13 protein-coding genes are annotated in these 18,042 nt (G+C 61.8%); 7 read left to right on the plus strand and 6 right to left on the minus strand.

Annotation, left to right across the window (positions count from 1 at the left end; all coding sequences use genetic code 11):
- Positions 1–80: 80 nt before the first annotated feature.
- Positions 81–2,060: a methyl-accepting chemotaxis protein gene (locus HUV26_RS12345; protein WP_243451377.1), complete on the minus strand. Its 1,980-nt coding sequence runs from the start codon at positions 2,058–2,060 to the stop codon at positions 81–83.
- Positions 2,061–2,548: 488 nt separating this feature from the next.
- Between HUV26_RS12345 and murI the strand changes: the two genes are divergently transcribed.
- Positions 2,549–3,442 carry a glutamate racemase gene (gene murI / locus HUV26_RS12350; RefSeq protein WP_174410450.1) on the plus strand — a complete coding sequence of 298 codons (894 nt, stop codon included), beginning with the start codon at positions 2,549–2,551 and terminating at the stop codon, positions 3,440–3,442.
- 144 nt (positions 3,443–3,586) lie between these two features.
- On the plus strand, positions 3,587–4,270 hold the full coding sequence (locus tag HUV26_RS12355) for a hypothetical protein (RefSeq protein WP_174410451.1): 684 nt from the start codon (positions 3,587–3,589) through the stop codon (positions 4,268–4,270).
- Positions 4,271–4,438: 168 nt separating this feature from the next.
- Here the strand turns inward: HUV26_RS12355 and HUV26_RS12360 are convergent, their stop codons facing one another.
- A complete protein-coding gene (locus HUV26_RS12360; protein ID WP_174410452.1) occupies positions 4,439–6,997 on the minus strand; it encodes an ABC transporter permease in 2,559 nt (852 codons plus the stop codon).
- A complete protein-coding gene (locus HUV26_RS12365) occupies positions 6,994–7,797 on the minus strand; it encodes an ABC transporter ATP-binding protein (protein WP_174410453.1) in 804 nt (267 codons plus the stop codon). Before HUV26_RS12365 ends, HUV26_RS12360 begins: the two co-directional genes overlap by 4 nt.
- Between HUV26_RS12365 and HUV26_RS12370 the strand changes: the two genes are divergently transcribed.
- The 5 genes from HUV26_RS12370 (at position 7,796) to HUV26_RS12390 (ending at position 13,733) form a co-directional block, all read left to right on the plus strand.
- Positions 7,796–8,488, plus strand: coding sequence for an arylesterase (locus HUV26_RS12370; RefSeq protein ID WP_174410454.1), 693 nt, complete (start codon positions 7,796–7,798; stop codon positions 8,486–8,488). The two genes, HUV26_RS12365 and HUV26_RS12370, sit on opposite strands and share 2 nt — an antisense overlap.
- Positions 8,489–9,359: 871 nt before the next feature.
- Positions 9,360–10,706 carry a KamA family radical SAM protein gene (locus HUV26_RS12375; protein ID WP_174410455.1) on the plus strand — a complete coding sequence of 449 codons (1,347 nt, stop codon included), beginning with the start codon at positions 9,360–9,362 and terminating at the stop codon, positions 10,704–10,706.
- A 90-nt stretch (positions 10,707–10,796) separates the two neighbouring features.
- Positions 10,797–10,955 (plus strand): rubredoxin, encoded by a 159-nt coding sequence (locus HUV26_RS12380; protein WP_174410456.1) that lies wholly within the window; start codon positions 10,797–10,799, stop codon positions 10,953–10,955.
- A gap of 187 nt (positions 10,956–11,142) precedes the next feature.
- Entirely contained in the window at positions 11,143–11,865 is a 723-nt protein-coding gene (locus tag HUV26_RS12385) for a PAS domain-containing protein (RefSeq protein WP_174410457.1), read from the plus strand.
- A 410-nt stretch (positions 11,866–12,275) separates the two neighbouring features.
- Positions 12,276–13,733 carry a carbon starvation CstA family protein gene (locus tag HUV26_RS12390; RefSeq protein ID WP_174410458.1) on the plus strand — a complete coding sequence of 486 codons (1,458 nt, stop codon included), beginning with the start codon at positions 12,276–12,278 and terminating at the stop codon, positions 13,731–13,733.
- Between the two features lie 234 nt (positions 13,734–13,967).
- Here the strand turns inward: HUV26_RS12390 and HUV26_RS12395 are convergent, their stop codons facing one another.
- The 3 genes from HUV26_RS12395 to HUV26_RS12405 form a co-directional block, all read right to left on the minus strand.
- A complete protein-coding gene (locus tag HUV26_RS12395; RefSeq protein ID WP_174410459.1) occupies positions 13,968–14,468 on the minus strand; it encodes an RrF2 family transcriptional regulator in 501 nt (166 codons plus the stop codon).
- A gap of 254 nt (positions 14,469–14,722) precedes the next feature.
- Positions 14,723–15,859 carry an ABC transporter substrate-binding protein gene (locus HUV26_RS12400; protein ID WP_174410460.1) on the minus strand — a complete coding sequence of 379 codons (1,137 nt, stop codon included), beginning with the start codon at positions 15,857–15,859 and terminating at the stop codon, positions 14,723–14,725.
- A gap of 687 nt (positions 15,860–16,546) precedes the next feature.
- Complete coding sequence (locus tag HUV26_RS12405; RefSeq protein WP_174410461.1) at positions 16,547–17,995, minus strand: sigma-54-dependent transcriptional regulator; 1,449 nt, start codon at positions 17,993–17,995, stop codon at positions 16,547–16,549.
- Positions 17,996–18,042 lie beyond the last annotated feature (47 nt).

Consider the following 18,042-nt stretch of genomic DNA (forward strand, 5'->3'; position numbering starts at 1 on the left):
GTTTATTCGCAAAACGAAGCTCCCGGAACCGCAGTCGGTTCCGGGAGCTTTTATCTTGGGTACAATCTTGCGTGACCGGATCAGGCCGTTTTCAGGTCCTCAATAAGGCCTTGCAGCTCCTGCGCCATCTCGGCCAGCTCGTCTACAGCCTGTGATGAACGGGTCATTATTTCAGAGGTTTCCAGCGCAATCATGTTCACCTCTTCCGCGCCGCGGCTTATTTCTTCCGAGGCGGCGGACTGTTCTTCGCTGGCGGTGGCAATGGCGCGGACCTGATCGGCATTGGCCTGCACGATATCCACAATGGCCTTGAGCGAGTCGCCTGCCACGGTGGCAAGTTCCGTGGACTTATCCACGGAGACAGAGGCTTCTTCCATGCCCTTGATGTTCTCGCGCGAGGCCTGCTGAATAGCCTGAATGGCGGTGTGCACTTCTTTGGTGGCCTGCATGGTCTTTTCCGCCAGCTTGCGTACCTCGTCGGCAACCACGGCGAATCCGCGTCCGGCTTCGCCCGCGCGGGCGGCTTCTATGGCCGCGTTCAGTGCCAGAAGGTTGGTCTGGTCCGCAATGTCCGAAATGACGCCCATGACCGAGCCGATGCCCTCTGCGCGCTTGCCCAGTTCTCCCAGACTTTCGCGCAGCGACATGGACTTGGTGTTCACGTCGGAGATGGCACTGACCACGGAATCTACCACGCCGGAGCCTTCGGTTGCTTTGCGCCGGGCATCTTCCGAGTGTTCCGCAGCTTCAGAGGCGTTGCGGGCCACTTCCATGACGGTTGCGTTCATTTCTTCCATGGCGGTGGCTGATTCTGCCGTGCGCTCACGCTGGCGTTCGGAACCTTGCAGGGCTTCGCCGATCTGCTGCGTGAGAAGGCCGGAGGAGGCGTGGATGCGTTCCACAATGGATTCAAGCTGAGCCGCTGCCTGCAACATGCCTTCCCGCTTGGCGCTTTCCGCCTTCAGGCGTGCTTCTTCCGCCTGCCCCATGGCTTCGCGGGCGCGGGAGGATTCTTCCTCTGCCTCTGCGGTCTTGCGTTCGGCCATGCCGATCATTTCCTTGAGCTTTTCCACCATGGTGCGCAGTGCGTTGGCGAGGGTGCCCAGTTCGTCATTCCGCGCAAGGGTGAGCGTTCCGCTGAGATCGCCTCCGGCAACGGCATCTGCAAAGAGCACGCTGCGCCGTATGGCGGCGATGATGCTGCGCACGATGAGGAAGGTGACCAGCCCCACGATGAGAATGACGCCCGCCGTGATGTACAGGCTGGTGTTGCGTACCTGAAGGGCGGCGGCGTAGATGTCTGAACTCATGGCTCCCACGCCGATTATCCAGCCCGTGCGGGGTTCTTCGCGGAAGGTGACCATTTTGTCCGCACCTTCAAAGACGTATTCAATCATGCCGTTCTTCTGGGAGACAATGGCCTTGCCCCAGTCCTGTTCGGTGATATCCAGCTTGAGGATAATGTCTTTTTCGGGGTGGGCTGCCACCTGACCGGACCGGGCAATGATGAAGGCATAGCCGGTGTTGCCCAGCCGGACAGGGTCTACCACCAGCCCTGTAAAGTCTGCCAGTTCCACCGTGCCGTAGAATATGCCGGTTATCCTGTTGTTGGTCTTGGCAGGAACGGCCATGACCACAACGGGCTTGCCGGTGGCGCGGCTGAGGATGGCATCGGAAACCGCCGGTTCGCCGCGCATGGCTTTGGCGAAATAGTCACGGTTGCCCACATTGAGGGTGCCTATCTCGCTGGGTGTGGAGCTGGCGATGACCGTGCCTTCGGCATTGGTGAACTTGATGGCGGAAACAAACTTGGAGTGCTTGGCGAACAGGGCGAGCTGTTCGTTGGCGGCGGTGACCTCGTGCTGATAGATGCCGCCGTTGTCCATGACCCGGGTGTACACGTCCCAGTGGGCTTCCCATGCAAGGGAGTTCTGGATGTCGTCGACCCATGCTGTTGTCTGGCGGGCAAGCGATTCTGCAGACTGTGCAGCCTGCCCGTTCATGGCCTCTTCAACGGCCGATTTGGAAAGACGATAGGATAAGAGGGAAGAAAAACCCATGCCAAGAACAATGAGTGTTAAGACTGGTATAAGTACTCGTTCCCGCAAACCGAATTTCATAAAACCTCCGGAACATAATCATACATATGATAAAAAGTGATGAATGTTTTCCAAAACGCCTATGCGCTGATTTGCCCCTCAGATTCAGCTGCAGTGCAGGCTTGCCTGTTGTTCAAATGCGCCGGGAGGCGGTTGCCCCCATGTTACTCTGTATCTTTTCTTCCGTATCGGCATAACCGGAAAGATGGCTTATAGGGACAACTGAATTTATAAGGCAATTAGAATCGGACACGGTAGCATGAATTTGACATGCTTTCCGGGCAGAATAGCATGGATTGTGACTGTGTGCCATTACAAATATGGAAGATGACCGGAGATTTTTAGGCATTAAAGATGGTCAGGGGCTGTGCGCTTGCATTTTTCCGGCGGTCGTGTTGCTGTGCCCCGCACGGCGGCATGTGCAGCCGGAGAAGAGAGATGGAGCAGTTATGACCAAGACATTGCCCATAGGCATGTTCGATTCGGGCGTGGGGGGGCTGACCGTGCTCAAGGCACTGCGTACCTGCCTGCCCTGCGAAGATATATTGTATCTGGGGGATACGGCCCGGTTGCCCTACGGAACCAAGAGTCCGGAAACGGTTACCCGCTATGCGGTGCAGGCTTCCGGCAGGTTGGTGGAACGTGGGGTGAAATTGCTGGTGGTAGCCTGCAATACCGCCAGTTCCGTGGCACTGGAGGCTTTGCGCGAGGCGTATCCCGGCATTCCCGTGGTCGGTGTGGTGGAGCCGGGGGCGCAGGCGAGCTGTGCGGCTTCCCGCACGGGAACCATTGCGGTTATCGCGACGGAGTCTACCATCCGGGGGAACGCCTACCAGCGGGCCATTCATGCCATACGCCCGCAGGCGCGGGTAATAGGCAGGCCGTGCCCGCTGTTTGTGGCACTTGCGGAGGAAGGCTGGGTGGACGGTGAACTGGTGGAAGGCGTGGCGGCGCGGTATCTGGCTCCGCTGTTCCGGCTTAATCCGCAGTCCTGCCAGAATCCGGAAGATTCCACAGTTTCCCGGGTCCAGCCGTTGCAGCCGTTGCAGCCGTTTCTGGCGGATGAGCCGGACTGCCTTGTGCTGGGGTGCACGCATTTTCCGCTGCTTGCATCGGCCATACGCAACGTCATAGGCCCTGATGTGGCCATAGTGGATTCTGCGGAGACCACTGCCAGCGCAGTGCAGGCTGAGCTTGCCGCGCGTGGCCTGCTGCGTACGGAAGCGGGATGCGGCACCACCCGTTTTCTTACCACGGACGATGTGCCCCGGTTTGCACGCACCGGCAGTCTGTTCCTCGGCATGCCCATAGCCGAGACGGATGTGGAACTGGTGGACCTGTAAGGGGTTGCAGGTTGATATCATTGCCCATGGAGCCGTAGTGTTGCAGTGTTCCGGTACCACAGGCATTGCGGGGACGGGCTGCAGCAGTGCTGCGGATGCACCCGGTCTTGGGATGGTTTTGAAACGTTTGCGAGGAGTTGCAGTATGCTACGGGAAGGGTGTGTGTCGGCAGCCGTGACGGACGTGCGTACGGTACGGGAGTGGGCGTTGCGTGCGGTGATTCTGGCTTTTCTGCTCATGCCGGGAATGGGCGTGGCCCAGACGGGACAGGGCGGCCAGGCGGGGCAGGACCCGGTGGCAGCGGTTGATTCGGTGCTGGATTCGGTGGATGAGGCGTTAGGCCGGGCCGAGCGGGCGCGCGAGGTGTATGACCGGGCCAAAAGGGTGGGCAGCCCTGAGGGGGAGGTGCGCAGAGCCGAGGAGGCGTGGCGGAACGCGGAACGTGATGTGCGCAGCTCCAACGCCCGTCTGCACGAAGCCCGTATCGCTTCCATTGCCCATGCCGCAGGCGTGCCGCAGGAAAGGGTGCGTTCCATGAGGGCTTCCGGCAAGGGCTGGGGGGCTATCTGCAACGAACTTGGGGTGCCGCCTTCTGTACTTGGCAAGGGCGGAAAGGGAAAGTCTGACGCGCCCGATAAGGGAGACAAGCGCGGTAAGCCCGACAAGCCCGGAAAGCCCGGAAAAAATGACAAGGCCGGTATGACCGGTATGGAGAGTTCCCCGGCTGCCGCAGAAGAGGATGGCAGGGGCGGCAAGCCTGAGGCCGCAGGCAAGCCGGGAAAGGCAGGCAAGCCGGAAAAATCTGGAAAGTCAGGAAAGTCAGACTGATCGGGGCATTCGGATATGCCGGGCAAGCCCGCCAGACTGTGCAAGCCCAGCGGAGCATGTAAGCTTAGCGGAGCGTATAAGCTTAATTGCGAGAAGTTCAGGCCCCCGCGTATACCATGCGCGGGGGCCTGAACTTTTTTTTGGGGAGTATCCGGTGTGTTGCGGGGGTTATTCGTTACGCAGGTAAGGTGCAGGTTTTTTGTTAAGGGCCCGCGCCGTGCCTGCAAGGCCGATAAGCAGGGATATGCCCGCCCCCGCCGCGATGGTGGCGACCATGGCAACGGGCTGCACGGTGAAGTTCAGGTGCATGAGGCCGGTGACGGCGGCCCATGCGGCAGCCGTGCCGGTGAGCGCACTGAAAAGGCCCGTGACCATGCCGGTGAGGGAAAACTCGGTGACCAGAGCCAGAAGGATGTCGCGCCGGGTGGCACCGCACACTTTGTAGATCACGGCATCATAGATGCGCCTGTGCCGGTCTGCCAGCACGGCCCCGGCAAGTACCAGCAGGCCCGTGAACAGCATGACGGCGGCCATGGCCCGGAACACCGTGCCCATGTGGTGCATGATGTTGCGCACGTCCTGCAATATCTCGCGCATGCTCAGGGCTGTGATGTTGGGGTGGGCGTTGGTGACCGTGCGGTACAGGGAATCCACCTGCTGGCCGTTGCCGTATACGGTGGCCACCCATGTCACCGGAGCGTTGTCCAGCAGGCCGGGGGCGAAGAGGACCGCGAACTGCAGCTGGAAGGTCATCCAGTCCACCTTGCGGATGTTGGCGATGGGGGCTGTGACCTCGCGCCCGAGGATGTTGAAGGTGAGCGTATCGCCGACGGTGACGCCGAAGCCTTTGGCCAGATCGTCCGTAAGGGAGATGAGGGGCGGGCCTGCATAGTCTTCAGGCCACCATGCGCCCGACACCAGTTCCGCATCGTCCGGCATGGCTGCGGCGTGGCTGAGGCCCCTGTCGCCGCGCACGGCCCACTGCACGTCCGGAGTGATGACCGCCTCTTCCACGGGAACACCGGCAATGCGCATGATGCGTCCGCGGACCATGGGCCCCTGTTCCACGCGGGTCACGCCGGGGGTGGCGGCAAGCTCGTCCATGGTGGCGAGCTGATCCGGCAGGATGTTGATGAAGAAGAAGGCGGGGGCATCGCGCGAGAGGTCGCGTTCCAGCGCCTTGGTGAGATTCTGTTCGATCTGCGCGATGGCGACCAGCGCGGTGAGGCCCAGGCCGAGGGCAAAGACCAGATGCGTGGTGGGCGCGCCCGGACGGTGGATGGAGGAGATACCGAGGCGCAGGCTGGGATGCCCGGTCTGCGGCGCGCGGCGCGAAGCCGCCCGCATGGCCCATGCCACGAAGCGGAAGACCGCAAGGCAGCCGATGACCACAGCACCGAAGCCCAGCACCATGCGTTTGTCCGGAGTGAGCAGGTAGACCAGCCCCGCCAGCACGGCAAAGGCCGTTCCCACCAGCAGTCTGCCGCTGCCGGACAGCCGGGTGCGCTGCGTGGCCACATAGCCCCGGAACAGCACGGCTGGGGGCACGGCGCCCGCCAGCAGCAGGGGGCGCAGGGAAAATGCCACAATGATGGCAAGCCCCAGCAGGGCGGCCCGGAGCAGGGGCTGCCAGTGCAGCGAGGCATCCATGGCGACGGGCAGCAGGTGGCCCAGCGTTTCGCGGGCAAGGTAGGGCACCAGCGCACCCAGCGCGCAGCCCGCGAAGATGCCCATGCCGCCTATGAGCAGTATCTGGAGCAGATAGGTCCAGAGCACGGTGGCGACCCCGCCGCCCACGCATTTGAGCATGGCGATATTCTGGATGCGGGTGGCGAGGTAGCCGCGCACGGCTTCTGCAATACCCAGACCGCCCACCAGCAGTGCGCCGAGGCCGATGAGCATGAGGTCGGTATCCATGCGGTCCAGAATATTGCGGATGCGCGGTGCGGCACGGGAAAAGGGTTCTATGCGCCAGCCCGTGTCGGGGAAGGTCCGGCGGGCCTCTTCCGCAAAGGCTGTGACCTGCGCTTCCGGCGCGGCGGTGCCACCCTGTGTGTGCAGACGCACGCGCAGGTGGCTGTTCAGCAGGCTGCCCGGAAGCAGCAGCCCTGTCTGCCTGAGTCCTTCCATGGACATGAGCACGCGGGGGCCGAAGGTGATGCCCTGAAACGCCCTGTCCGGTTCTTTTTCAAGTATGGCGGTTATGCGGAACGCGCGGTCGCCCACGGTAATGGTTTCGCCTACGCGGATACCGAGCCTTTCCAGCAGCAGCGCATCCACGGCAACGCCGTGCAGGGGCGCAGAGTCGCCTGCCGTCTGCATGCCGAGGGCATCCGCAAGGGGAATGGAGGGAGCAAGGGTTGCCGAGCCGTACAGGGGGTAAGCGTTATCCACGCCCTTGACCGCCACAAGGGCGGAATCGCCCTGTGCCGTGCGGGCCATGCCGCGCAGGGAAATGGAGTGGCTCACGGTGCCGCGCGCGTTCAGCCATGCCAGTTCATCCGGTTCGGGGAACGGGTCGGCAAGCTGCACGGAGGCGTCGCCGCCCAGCAGGATGCGGGCGTCGCGGCTGATGGCGGAACGGGCCGATTCTGAAACCGATCCCACGGCGGCAATGGCGAACACGCCGAGGACAAGGCAGCTGAGAAAGACGGTGAACCGCCGCTTGCCGGACCGCAGTTCGCGCAGTGCCAGCCTGAGGGCGAGCAGGGCATCGCGCAGGGTCATGGGCGTGTTCCTTTGGGTTGTCCGGTGGTTTGGGCGGCCTGTTGTTCGTCATGTCCGGAATGCCCGGCCTGTTCGTTTTTGTTGGCCTGTTCTGCCTGTTCTGCCTGTCCGGTAAGGCCGGGTTGCGCTGCCCCCGCAATACGCCCGTCCGCCATGCGCACCTGCCTGTGGCAGCGGGCGGCAAGTCCCCTGTCGTGGGTGATGAGCACCAGCGTGGTGCCGTGCTGCCGCTGCATGGCAAACAGATGATCGATGATGCGTTCGCCTGTTTCCGTATCGAGGTTGCCCGTGGGTTCGTCCGCGAGAATGACCTTGGGGTCTGCCGCAAAGGCGCGGGCAAGGGCGGTGCGCTGCTGTTCGCCGCCGGAAAGCTGTGCGGGGTAATGGTGCGCCCTGTCTGCAAGTCCCACGGCGGCAAGCGCCTCTGCCGCGCGGGCGCGGGCGTGGGGGATGTGGGCAAATTCCAGCGGCAGGGCCGTGTTTTCCAGCGCGGTCATGGTGGGCACAAGGTGGAACGACTGGAACACGATGCCCATGTGTGTGCGTCGGAAGCGGGCGAGGGCGTCTTCGTTCATGCCGCCCAGATCGTTGCCCGCAACGCGCACGGCACCTGATGTGGGGCGTTCCAGCCCTGCCATGATCATGAGGGTGGTGGTCTTGCCGGAGCCGGAAGGGCCGACAATGGCAAGGGTTTCTCCGGCATCAACACGCAGGTCCACGCCGCGCAGGATGTTGACCTCGCCCGAGCCGCCCACTAGACTGAGGTGTATATCTGAAAGTTCAATCATGGGGTTGCGCATGCGTTTTCTTCTCCCGGCTGTTTCGAGTGTGCTGCTGGTGGCGTTTCTGCTCTGTGCGGACGCGCGTCCTGTGTATAGTAATCAATATCCCGCGTCTGGCAATGGCGTGGAGGATTCCGGCACTGCCGCCTCAGCCCCTGTGCATATCATGGCCTTCGGGGACAGCCTGACGGCGGGCTACGGGCTGGCGAACGCCCATAGTTTTCCCGCCGTGCTGGAAGGGGAGTTGCTCGGCATGGGCTACAACGTGCGCGTGACCAACGCGGGCGTTTCCGGCGATACCTCGGCCGGGGGGGCGGCGCGCATAGCATGGGCGCTGGAGTCTGCACCGGAGCTTCTTATTCTGGAGCTGGGTGCCAATGACGCCTTGCAGGGCATTTCGCCCGATGTGACGCGGACCAATCTTGCCGCCATCCTGGAATCCTGCCGCGCGCACGGCGTTACCGTGCTGCTGGCGGGCATGCATGCGCCGCGCAACATGGGAGAGGACTACGCAGCGCGGTTTGACGCGCTGTATCCCGACCTTGCGCGGGAATACGGCGTGGCGCTGTATCCGTTCTTTCTGGAAGGGGTTGCGCTGGACCGCACGCTGAATCTGGATGACGGCATGCACCCCAACGCTGCCGGGGTGCGGGTTATTGTCTCCCGCATGGCACCCGTGGTGGCGGGGATGCTCGACGCGCTGCGGTAGCGCGTTGCGGATACCGGATAACCGGAGCGTTGCCAGCCGTTGCCAATTATTGCCGGAGCCTTGCCAAGGCTTTGCCCGGTCATTGCCCAATCATTGCAATCGCTGGGAAGATTGCCGGTCGATTGCCGGATTCTTGCCGGATGCTTGCCGGATGTTTGCCGCCATGAGGGACGGCATGTGCCACGCCTGTGGCAGGTGCCACGGGAATGCCGGTTTTTCGCCTTGATTTTGCCTCCGCATTGAGGTATTTCGGTGTAGTCGGTGGAGAAGGCCGCTTATTCTGCGGCTGTTCCGCCCCCCATATCCGGCGGAGAAGGCGTTCCGTCCCGTCTGCACATGGATGCAGACGGGACGTGACCGGGCAGGAGCCCGGCAGCGCCGCCAAGTGACCGGTTCATCTTACGGAACTGCCGGTCCGGTTTGATTAGATTGCGCTTGCATACGACATGTCTTCCGCCCCGAACCCCGCAGACTCTTCATGGCTTGCCGGGGCGGTTCTGCCCGCCGGAACAGAGAAAACACCATTGCCGGTCATAAGGGACCGTTTACGAAGCAAACGGCTGCGTTGCAGCGAAATGTTCAGATGCCCGTGCATGTTTTTGCGCACGCCCCTGAAGAGCATTGTCTGAACGTTTTCGCGCCGTGCCTCTCTTTCTTTTTGAACGGTCTGAAGAAGTGATTGTTTCAGCCTGACAAGGGCTGTTTGTTCGACATCCATCAGGGCTTGCCGGTCTTGCTTCGTTGCTGAAGACCGGAAAGGAGAGAATGTGCGCGGTGCCCCGGCACCGTGTCAACCGTCCCGTGTCCGGCGCGTCCGGTGAATCCGGTGCAGCCGGTGTCCCTGCGGGGCGGCAAGAAGGAGGAAAACGCCATGTCCATATCCCGTTATACTCATTCATTGAAGTCCCTGCCGCTTTCTTTTGCCGAAAGGGAAGCTGCGGCACGCGTGACCGCGCGTTATCCCTTCCGCGCCAACGAGTATTATCTTTCGCTCATCGACTGGGACGACCCGGATGATCCTGTCCGCCGCATCATAGTGCCCCATGAGGACGAGTCGCACGACTGGGGGAATCTGGATCCTTCCGGCGAGAGTGACCATACGGTCATGCCGGGGTTGCAGCACAAGTACCCCGACACCGCCATTCTGCTTGCCAACGATGTGTGCGGCGGGCTGTGCCGCTTCTGCTTCCGCAAGCGCATCTTCATGGACGGTTCCGACCATGCGCGCGTGGATGTGCCTGCCGCGCTGCGGTATATTGCGGACAGCCATGAGATAACCAACGTGCTTGTTTCCGGCGGTGACCCGCTGCTGCTTTCCACCGCTGCGCTGGAAGAGATTATCCGGGGGCTGGCGGGCATAGGGCATGTGGAGTTCATCCGAATAGGGTCGCGCATGCCGGTGTTTGACCCGCAACGCATAATTCACGACCCCGGACTGTCGGACATGCTGGCGCGGTACAGCACGCCGCGCCGGAAGATATACATCCAGACCCACTTTAATCACCCCAACGAGATTACCGACCTTTCGCGCAAGGCCGTGCACCTGTTGCAGCGGGCGGGTGTGATTCTGACCAACCAGACGCCGTTGCTGCGCGGGGTGAACGACGACCCCGCCACGCTGGCTGCGCTGTTCAGCGGGCTGGCCCGGATAGGGGTGCAGCCGTACTATCTTTTTGTCTGCCGCCCCACCATGGGGAACAGGCATTTCACCGTGCCCGTGGAAGAGGGATACGAAATTTTGCAGGAAGCCCTGCGCCATTGCTCCGGACCTGCCAAGCGGGCACGGTTCTGCATGTCGCACGCCACGGGCAAGATAGAGGTGCTGGGCGTGGAAGAGGACCGGGTGCTGTTCAGGCGGCACCGCGCGCCCGACCCCATGGATGCGGGAAGGATATTCGGCTGCCCGCGCAATCCCGATGCCGTGTGGCTGGACGACTATGCCCTGCCGGATGAGGAGCTGGGAGACAGCATGGCGGGGCTTGCCGTTGCCGAGGATCTTTCTGTGCCGCGCGGCAGGCGTGACGGAGTGGATGCTGGAAGCGCGCCCCGGTATGCCGCGCCGGCGGGCGGGGCGCAACGCGGAAAGGACGGGTGCACTGTGTGCTCCGCCGAGGATTTTTCTGCAGGCGGTTCTTCCCGTTCGTGCGGTACGTGCAGCACGTGCGGTTCGGATATCCGGTCGCGGTTGACACCCATGCTGCGCACGTCTAGACAATAACACAGGGAACCTAAGAGGGGCGGGAAGGTGCCGTACAGCCCCCTTTACGGAGCGGTTCTCTGACGACTGCCGGAAAACATGGAGGAAGGAATGCAGAAGTACGAATGTCCCTGCGGTTATGTGTATGACCCTATGGAAGGCGACCCCGACAACAATATTCCCCCGGAAACGGCCTTTGAAGATCTGCCCGAAGGCTGGGTGTGCCCGCTGTGCGGGGCGGAGAAGGAATTTTTTACCAAGAAGGGATAGCTCCCGGAAGCCCCCGCCCGCGGGGGCTTTTTTATGCATTCCGGCAGGGGGTGTCGGTTTGCCGGTAGAGGAGGTGAGCGGTTGAGCACTTGCGCAGTCCGTGATAGGGAACGCAAGGCCCGGTGCGGATTACCGGGCACGGAATTGCGGAAAGCCGCCTGTGTGCGGCTGCAACAGGGGAGGGTGCGTGCTCGGAATTATTCGCGGAATACGCATGGCGCTGGCGGCGAAGGTGGCTGTTATTGCCACGGTGCTGTTTGCTCTGGCGGGCATGGTGGTGCTGGGCGTGATGCTGGCGCTTGCCTTGAGCGCGCCGCTGACACCGGAAGATATTTTGTGGATCATGGCATGCTGTGCGGCACTGTTTATGCCGCTGTATTATTTTGTGTTCACCCATCTGTGCCGGACGCTCATATCGCAGCCGCTGGAAGCGTTGACGGAAACCGCGCGGGATTTGGGCAGCGCACCGCTGCCCACGCAGATTCCCGTGGAGGATGAACTGGACGGCCTGACCGTGGCACTGGTTCGTTCCGGCGAGGCGCTGGCGGAGCGCCTGCGCATGCTGCGCACCTCTAACGACATGCTGGAGCGGTTGTTTGACAATCTGCCCGGATTTGTGAGTGTGCAGGATCGGTTTTTCCGTGTGGCCCGCTGCAACAGGGCTTTTACAGAGGTTTTTCATACCCGCCCCGGCGATTCGTGCCGCCGCATGTGCAACCGCCCCGCGCCCGGCGGGGATTGCCCGGTGGCACTGACTTTTGCAGACGGAGAAGCCCGCCTGCTTGAAGAAACCGGAACCTACCCTGATGGTACGGCCACCCGCTGGCTAATTGCCACCACGCCTGTCCGGGCGGAGGACGGCACCATTACCCACTGCATTGAATTGCGGGTGGACATAACGGACCGCTGAGAAGGGCGGCGCCGCCTATCTGCCCTGCGTCTTTTTGCATGGCATTCCCTTCCTGAACGGCCTTCGGGCTGTATCCCTGATTATACTCCTGTCCGCACAACGGTGTGTTCCGGCAACTGACCTGCCTGCCGGTAGAGGCTTATGGCGTGCGGTTCACTCCGGCAGGGGTGCATTTCGTCTTTCCAAAATGTCTTTTCACTCCCGATGCGGTTTGCCCCCCGAAAACAGGTGTAGGACTGCAATACCTCCACAAGGGGAAAGCGTGATACCGGCCGGTTCCTTTCCACGCGCAGCACGCCCTGCCACGTCGTATCTTGAATTCGGGCTGCAGGGGAACCGCCGGAGGCCGCCGTCTGCCCGTTTGGGGGGCCGACGGCCCGAAGCACCAACTACAGTCCAAGGAGTGAGGAATGTTTTACTTTTTTCTGGCATGCGCCATGCTTATTGCCGGGTACTTTGTGTACGGCAAGATAGTGGAAGCTAATTTCGGCGTGGACAACTGCCGCGCCACCCCCGCCTGCCGTATGGAAGACGGGGTGGACTTTGTGAAGATGGATCCCAAGAAGATCTATCTTATCCAGTTGCTGAACATTGCCGGGCTTGGCCCCATTTTCGGCCCCATTCTGGGCGCGCTGTACGGCCCTGCCGCGCTGGTGTGGATAGTACTGGGCAGCATTTTTGCCGGTGCCGTGCATGACTATTTTTCCGGCATGCTCTCGGTGCGCTATGACGGCAAGTCCATTCCGGACGCTGTGGGCTACAACCTGGGCAAGTTTGCCAAGCAGTTTATGAACGTGTTTTCCATTGTTCTGCTGCTGCTGGTGGGCGTGGTCTTTGTGCTGGGACCGGCAAAGCTGCTGGCCAACAAGATCGGCTTTGACCTTGATAACGCCACCGCCGTAATGCTGTGGACGGGCATTATCTTCGCCTACTACTTCCTTGCCACCATTCTGCCCGTGGACAAGATTATCGGCCGCCTGTACCCCCTGTTTGCGCTGGCACTGCTCATCATGGCAGGCGGGCTTTCTGTTATGCTCATCGTGGACGGCTACACCTTCTTCCCCAACGGTGTGGGACTTGCCAACGTGCATCCCACCGGGCTGCCCCTGTGGCCCCTGATGTTCATTACCATTGCCTGCGGCGCCATTTCCGGCTTCCATGCCACGCAGTCGCCGCTGATGGCACGCTGCATCCCCGATGAAAAGTGCGGCCGCCCCGTGTTTTACGGCGCCATGATCGGTGAAGGCATTATCGCGCTGGTGTGGGCGACGCTGGGCATGACCTTCTACCAGACCCCCGAAGCGTTGCAGGCTGTGCTGGCACAGGGCGGACCTGCTGCCGTGGTCGATCAGGTTGCCACCACCCTTATGGGCCCCATTGGCGGCTTCCTTGCCATTATCGGTGTTATCATCCTGCCTATCTCTTCCGGTGATACGGCGTTCCGTTCCGCACGTCTCATCATCGCGGACTTCACCAATATCGCTCAGCGCGACGTGGTGAAGCGTCTTATGATCGCCGTGCCCCTGTTTGCCGTGGGCTTCCTGATCACCAAGACTGAGTTCGGCGTGATATGGCGTTACTTCGGCTTCTCCAACCAGACCCTTGCCACCATTGTGCTGTGGGCAGCTGCCATGTATCTGGTGCGCCACGGCAAGGTGCACTGGATTGCCACTGTTCCCGCCGTGTTCATGACCGCCGTGTGCGCCACCTACCTGTGCGTGGCACCGGAGTTTCCGCTGCATCTGAGCGAATCTGTGGGCTATGGCATAGGCATAGCCGTGGCTGCGGCGTGCTTTGTGTGGTTTATGTTCAAGGCGCGTAATACCCCGGTTGTGGTTGACGCTCCTGATTCACCCGGAACCATCTAGGCCGCAGAAAAAGAGTAACGCCCTGGGGACGGTGAACCGCCCGGACGTTCAGGCATGAACCGTTCGTGCGGCAGGCAGGGTCCCTTCTGAAGCGGCCTTGGGAGAAAGACGCATCAAGGCTGATACGCGGGCCGATCATTGATTCATAGAAACAAAGCCCCCGCCAACGTCGCAGGACATTGGCGGGGGCTTCTGCGTTCCGCGCGGGACGGTAAGGCTGTTGTCCTGCGAAGATTAGTCGTATCTGGGGACCAGCGAAAGGTGCCGGGACGCACTGCGGGCACGGCCCATGGGCGGCGCGGCATGGCGGTCCGGCAGGGAGGCCGGGCTGGTGAGCAGGTCTGCAAGGGTTATGGCGTCCATCTCGCGTTCCAGAACGCGGGAGATGTGCAGCCATGCGGGGCGGGTGGGACAGTTTTCGTGGCGGGGGCATTCTTCGGCAACGGACTCGTCGCAGCAGGGGATGAGGTCTATGGGGCCTTCTATGGCCCGGACCACATCGCCCAGCGTGATGGAGGCGGCATCTCTGCCCAGCGCGTGCCCGCCCATGACGCCGCGCGTGCTGACTACCATGCCTTCCTGCTTGAGGGGACGGATGATCTGCTCGATGAACTGCACGGAAACGCCGGTGTGCGCCGAGAGGGTGGTGGTGTTTACGATGTCTGTATGCTCAGCGTGTTCCGCAAGGACAAGCAGCAGGCGGACAGCGTAGCGTGCGCGGGCGGAGAGCTTCATCCGGTTCCTCCTGTGCGGTGGCTGTGCATTGGCGGTGCTTTGACAGTGCAGAGCCTGTGCAGGGTCTGTGCAGAGCCGGGGCAGAGCCGGGGCATGGGGTTTTACTATGATGGGATAGTATAGGGCGCATAGGAAACGGTCAATAGCATACTTCAAGGGTATGAATTGGCGATGCACGGAAAATGACTGCGCCCCGCCTTCCGGAAAACGGAAGGCGGGGCGTTGCGGACAGGGGAGATCGGAGAGGGGCGGGGCTAGCGCACAATGGTCCAGTCGGCGTTTTCTATGCGGATGACTTCGAAGGCGGTTTTATCCAGCCCGCCGTGGTCTTCTGCGGAGAAGGAGAAGATGCCCGCCGTGCCCACAAGGCCCGTTACCTGTTCCATGGCATCGCGGATGGCCTTGGGATCGTCGCTGCCGGCTTTCTCAATGGCGGCCTTGAGCAGGAGCATGGCGTCCCATGCGTGTCCGCCGAAAGTGGACACATCTGCCTTGAAACGCTGGGTGTAGCCTGCGGCGTAATCGAGCAGCATGGCCTTTTGCGGGTGGCCGTCGGGAATCTGGTCGGCAACGATGAGGCGGCCTGCGGGCAGGATGAGTCCTTCTGCCGCGTCGCCCGCCAGCTCAATGAATTTTTTGGAGGCAACGCCATGGCTCATGTACAGCGGGGTGGTCATGCCGAGCTGCTTGTGGTTGCGCGCGATGACGGCGGGGCCGGGGTTGGTGCCCCAGCAGATGGTGGCATCTGCGCCGAGTCCGCGGATTTTGGTAAGTTGGGCGGTCATGTCTGTGTCTTTGGGGCCGTAGACCTCGTCCGCGACCAGTTCCAGACCAGCCTGCGGGATGAGCGAGAGTAATCCGGCGCGACCGGACTGGCCGTAGCCGTCAGAGACGGTGAGGATGGCGATGCGTTTGGCACCCGTGGCAAGGATATTGTCCAGAAGGGTTTCTATGGCGAAATTGTCGGAGGGAGCCACCTTGAAGACCCATGGGTTCACCGGCTGGACGATCTTGTCTGAAGAGGCGCAGGAAACCAGCGGGATGCCGTAGCGTTCCATGTTGCGCATGATGGCCAGCGTGTTGCCGGAGGTGGTGGGGCCCACAATGGCTGAAACCCGGTCCTTGCGGGCCAGCTTTTCCACGGCGAGGACGCATTTGTTTACGTCTGTCTCGTCATCATAGTGGATGATTTCCACCTGCCTGCCCAGAATGCCACCGGCGGCGTTGATGGAATCCGCAGCCATGAGCAGGCTGTTTTTTTCCGGCTCTCCGAGGAAGGATGCCGGGCCGGTGCTGGAAAAGACCGCGCCTATTCGGATGGGGTCTGCCGCAAAGGCGGTGCGGGTAAAAAGAAGCACCAATACAGCGAGTAACAGCCCGGAACGTTTCATGTAATCCCCTCTCATGGTTGAGTTGCGGTGCGGGCAGCGCCTTGCGGCGAGAGGCCCAGCCTTGGCCGGAGGGGCGGAATGCCCGACCCGATGGGGGAATCTTTTCGGATGGTGACAACAATGTCAAGTGCGGGGTGCCGGTGTGGTGTGCCGTGAGGTGACGGGCGTAACGGGCTGCTATCCGGTGCGGGCGGAGTGTCATCGTGTCTGGCTGTCTGCGGGCAGGCGCGGGGATGGGCGTGAGGCTGCCGCAAAAAGGGAGGGCTTCCGGTGGTCGGGGGGGGGTGACCGGTCCGGAAGCCCTCAGATAGGTTGGTCTGAACAAACGCCCCGGAAACGCAGCATTATGGGCACCAAAGGGGGGGATTTCGGTGGCCCTGCGGACGTATCCGGTATTCAGATCCCGTTGCAGACATCATCCAGAATTGTTGGGGGGGGTGAACGCCTGATCGCTGGCATTCTGAACAATATCTGCACTGACAACTCTGCATAGGCCGTGCCATATCGGATGGTGCAGAGAATGGTGTGGCCTTCTGTGATAAAGATATTTGTTTGTAGTGAGTTAGCGGAATAGTCCCCTGTGGGTGACAGGGAGGGGAGACGTGAAGAGCATGAGAAAATCAGGAGGGTGCGGATGCGCACGTGCGAAAGCGCACAGATGAGCGAAAGCGTACTGGTATGCAGCGGCTATTTCTGCAGGCGGCGGTGCAGGGCGAAGCGAGAGATGCCGAGGTAAGCCGCAGCCTTGCTCTTGTTGCCTTCGAAGCGGTCCAAGGCCTTCTGGACGATGGCCGTGGTGAGGGCTTCCAGATCGAGCGGAGCTTCCGGCAGTTCCAGATTTTCCAGATCGAGCGGCAGTTTTTTGGGGACACCGGCGCAGCTGTAGGCACTTTGCCGTTCCGTAAGGAAGGTGAGGTGCTCCGGTCTGAGGGTGGGAGCATCGTGAATGAGTACGGCGCGTTCTATGGTGTTTTCCAGTTCACGCACGTTCCCGGGCCACGGCTGGCGGAGCAGGATATCCATGGCCTGCGGGGAAACAGAGGTGAACTGTTTGCGCTTGCGTTCTGCCTGCCGCGTGAGGAACAGGCGGGCGAGCGCGGGGATATCTTCCCGGCGTTCGCGCAGGGGGGGGATGACGAGGTGCCCTACCTTGAGGCGGTGGTAAAGGTCGCGCCGGAACAGGCCGCGCTCCACGAGTTCTTCGAGGTCGCGGTTGGCGGCGCAGATGACGCGGGCGCGGAAATCGCGTTTGCGCAGGCCGCCCACGCGGTAGTAGGTGCGGTCTTCCAGCACGCGCAGCAGCTTGGGTTGCAGGGAGAGCGGCATTTCTGCCACTTCGTCCAGAAAGAGGGTGCCTTCTGCCGCCAGTTCCAGTTTGCCCGCAGAGCCGCCCGCACGGCTGCCGGTATAGGCGCCTGCCTCATGCCCGAAGAGTTCGCTTTCGAACAGTTCGTGGGGGATGGCGGCACAGTTGATGGCCACGAAGGGGTGCATGCTGCCCGCTTCGCCGAAGTGGATGAGGCGGGCGATGATCTCCTTGCCGGTGCCTGTTTCGCCTTCTATGAGCACGGGTACGCTGGGGTCGTTGTGGAACATGCGGGCGTCGTTCATGACCTGTTCCGTGGCGGGGGATTCCGATACCACGCTCCCTATGCCGAAGACCTGACGCAGGCAGGTGCGGGCTTCTTCAAGGTCGCGGTGGAGGGTGTCTGCCACCTCGCGGACACGCAGGTCCAGATTTTGCCGCAGGTCGCGGTTTTCCAGAAGCAGGGCCTGATGCTCCGCGCTGCGTTCTACCACGGCGGCCAGTTCCCGCGCGTTTATGGGCTTGTTCAGGTAGTCGTAGGCACCGTGGCGCAGGGCACCCACGGCTGTTTCCATGTCGCCGTGCCCGGTGATGAGTACAACGTCGCAGGTTTCTGTGTGCGGCGTGCTTTTGAGTTTGCGCAGGAGGGTGATGCCGTCCATGCGGGGCATGCGGATGTCTGTGATGATAAGCGGGTAGTGGGTGCGCAGTGCTTCTTCCAGCGCGCGCACGGGGTCGGCGAAGGGCGCGGGGTCGTGGCCGAGGTCGCTGAGGACCACGCTCAGGCTTTGCAGGCTGGTGGGGTTGTCGTCAACTATGAGGATGCGCATCCTTTTCTCCTGCTGCCGCGTGTCTGTTGGGGTTCTTGACCGTGCAT

It is taken from the genome of Desulfovibrio psychrotolerans (genome assembly GCF_013340305.1).
Classification (GTDB): domain Bacteria; phylum Desulfobacterota; class Desulfovibrionia; order Desulfovibrionales; family Desulfovibrionaceae; genus Halodesulfovibrio; species Halodesulfovibrio psychrotolerans.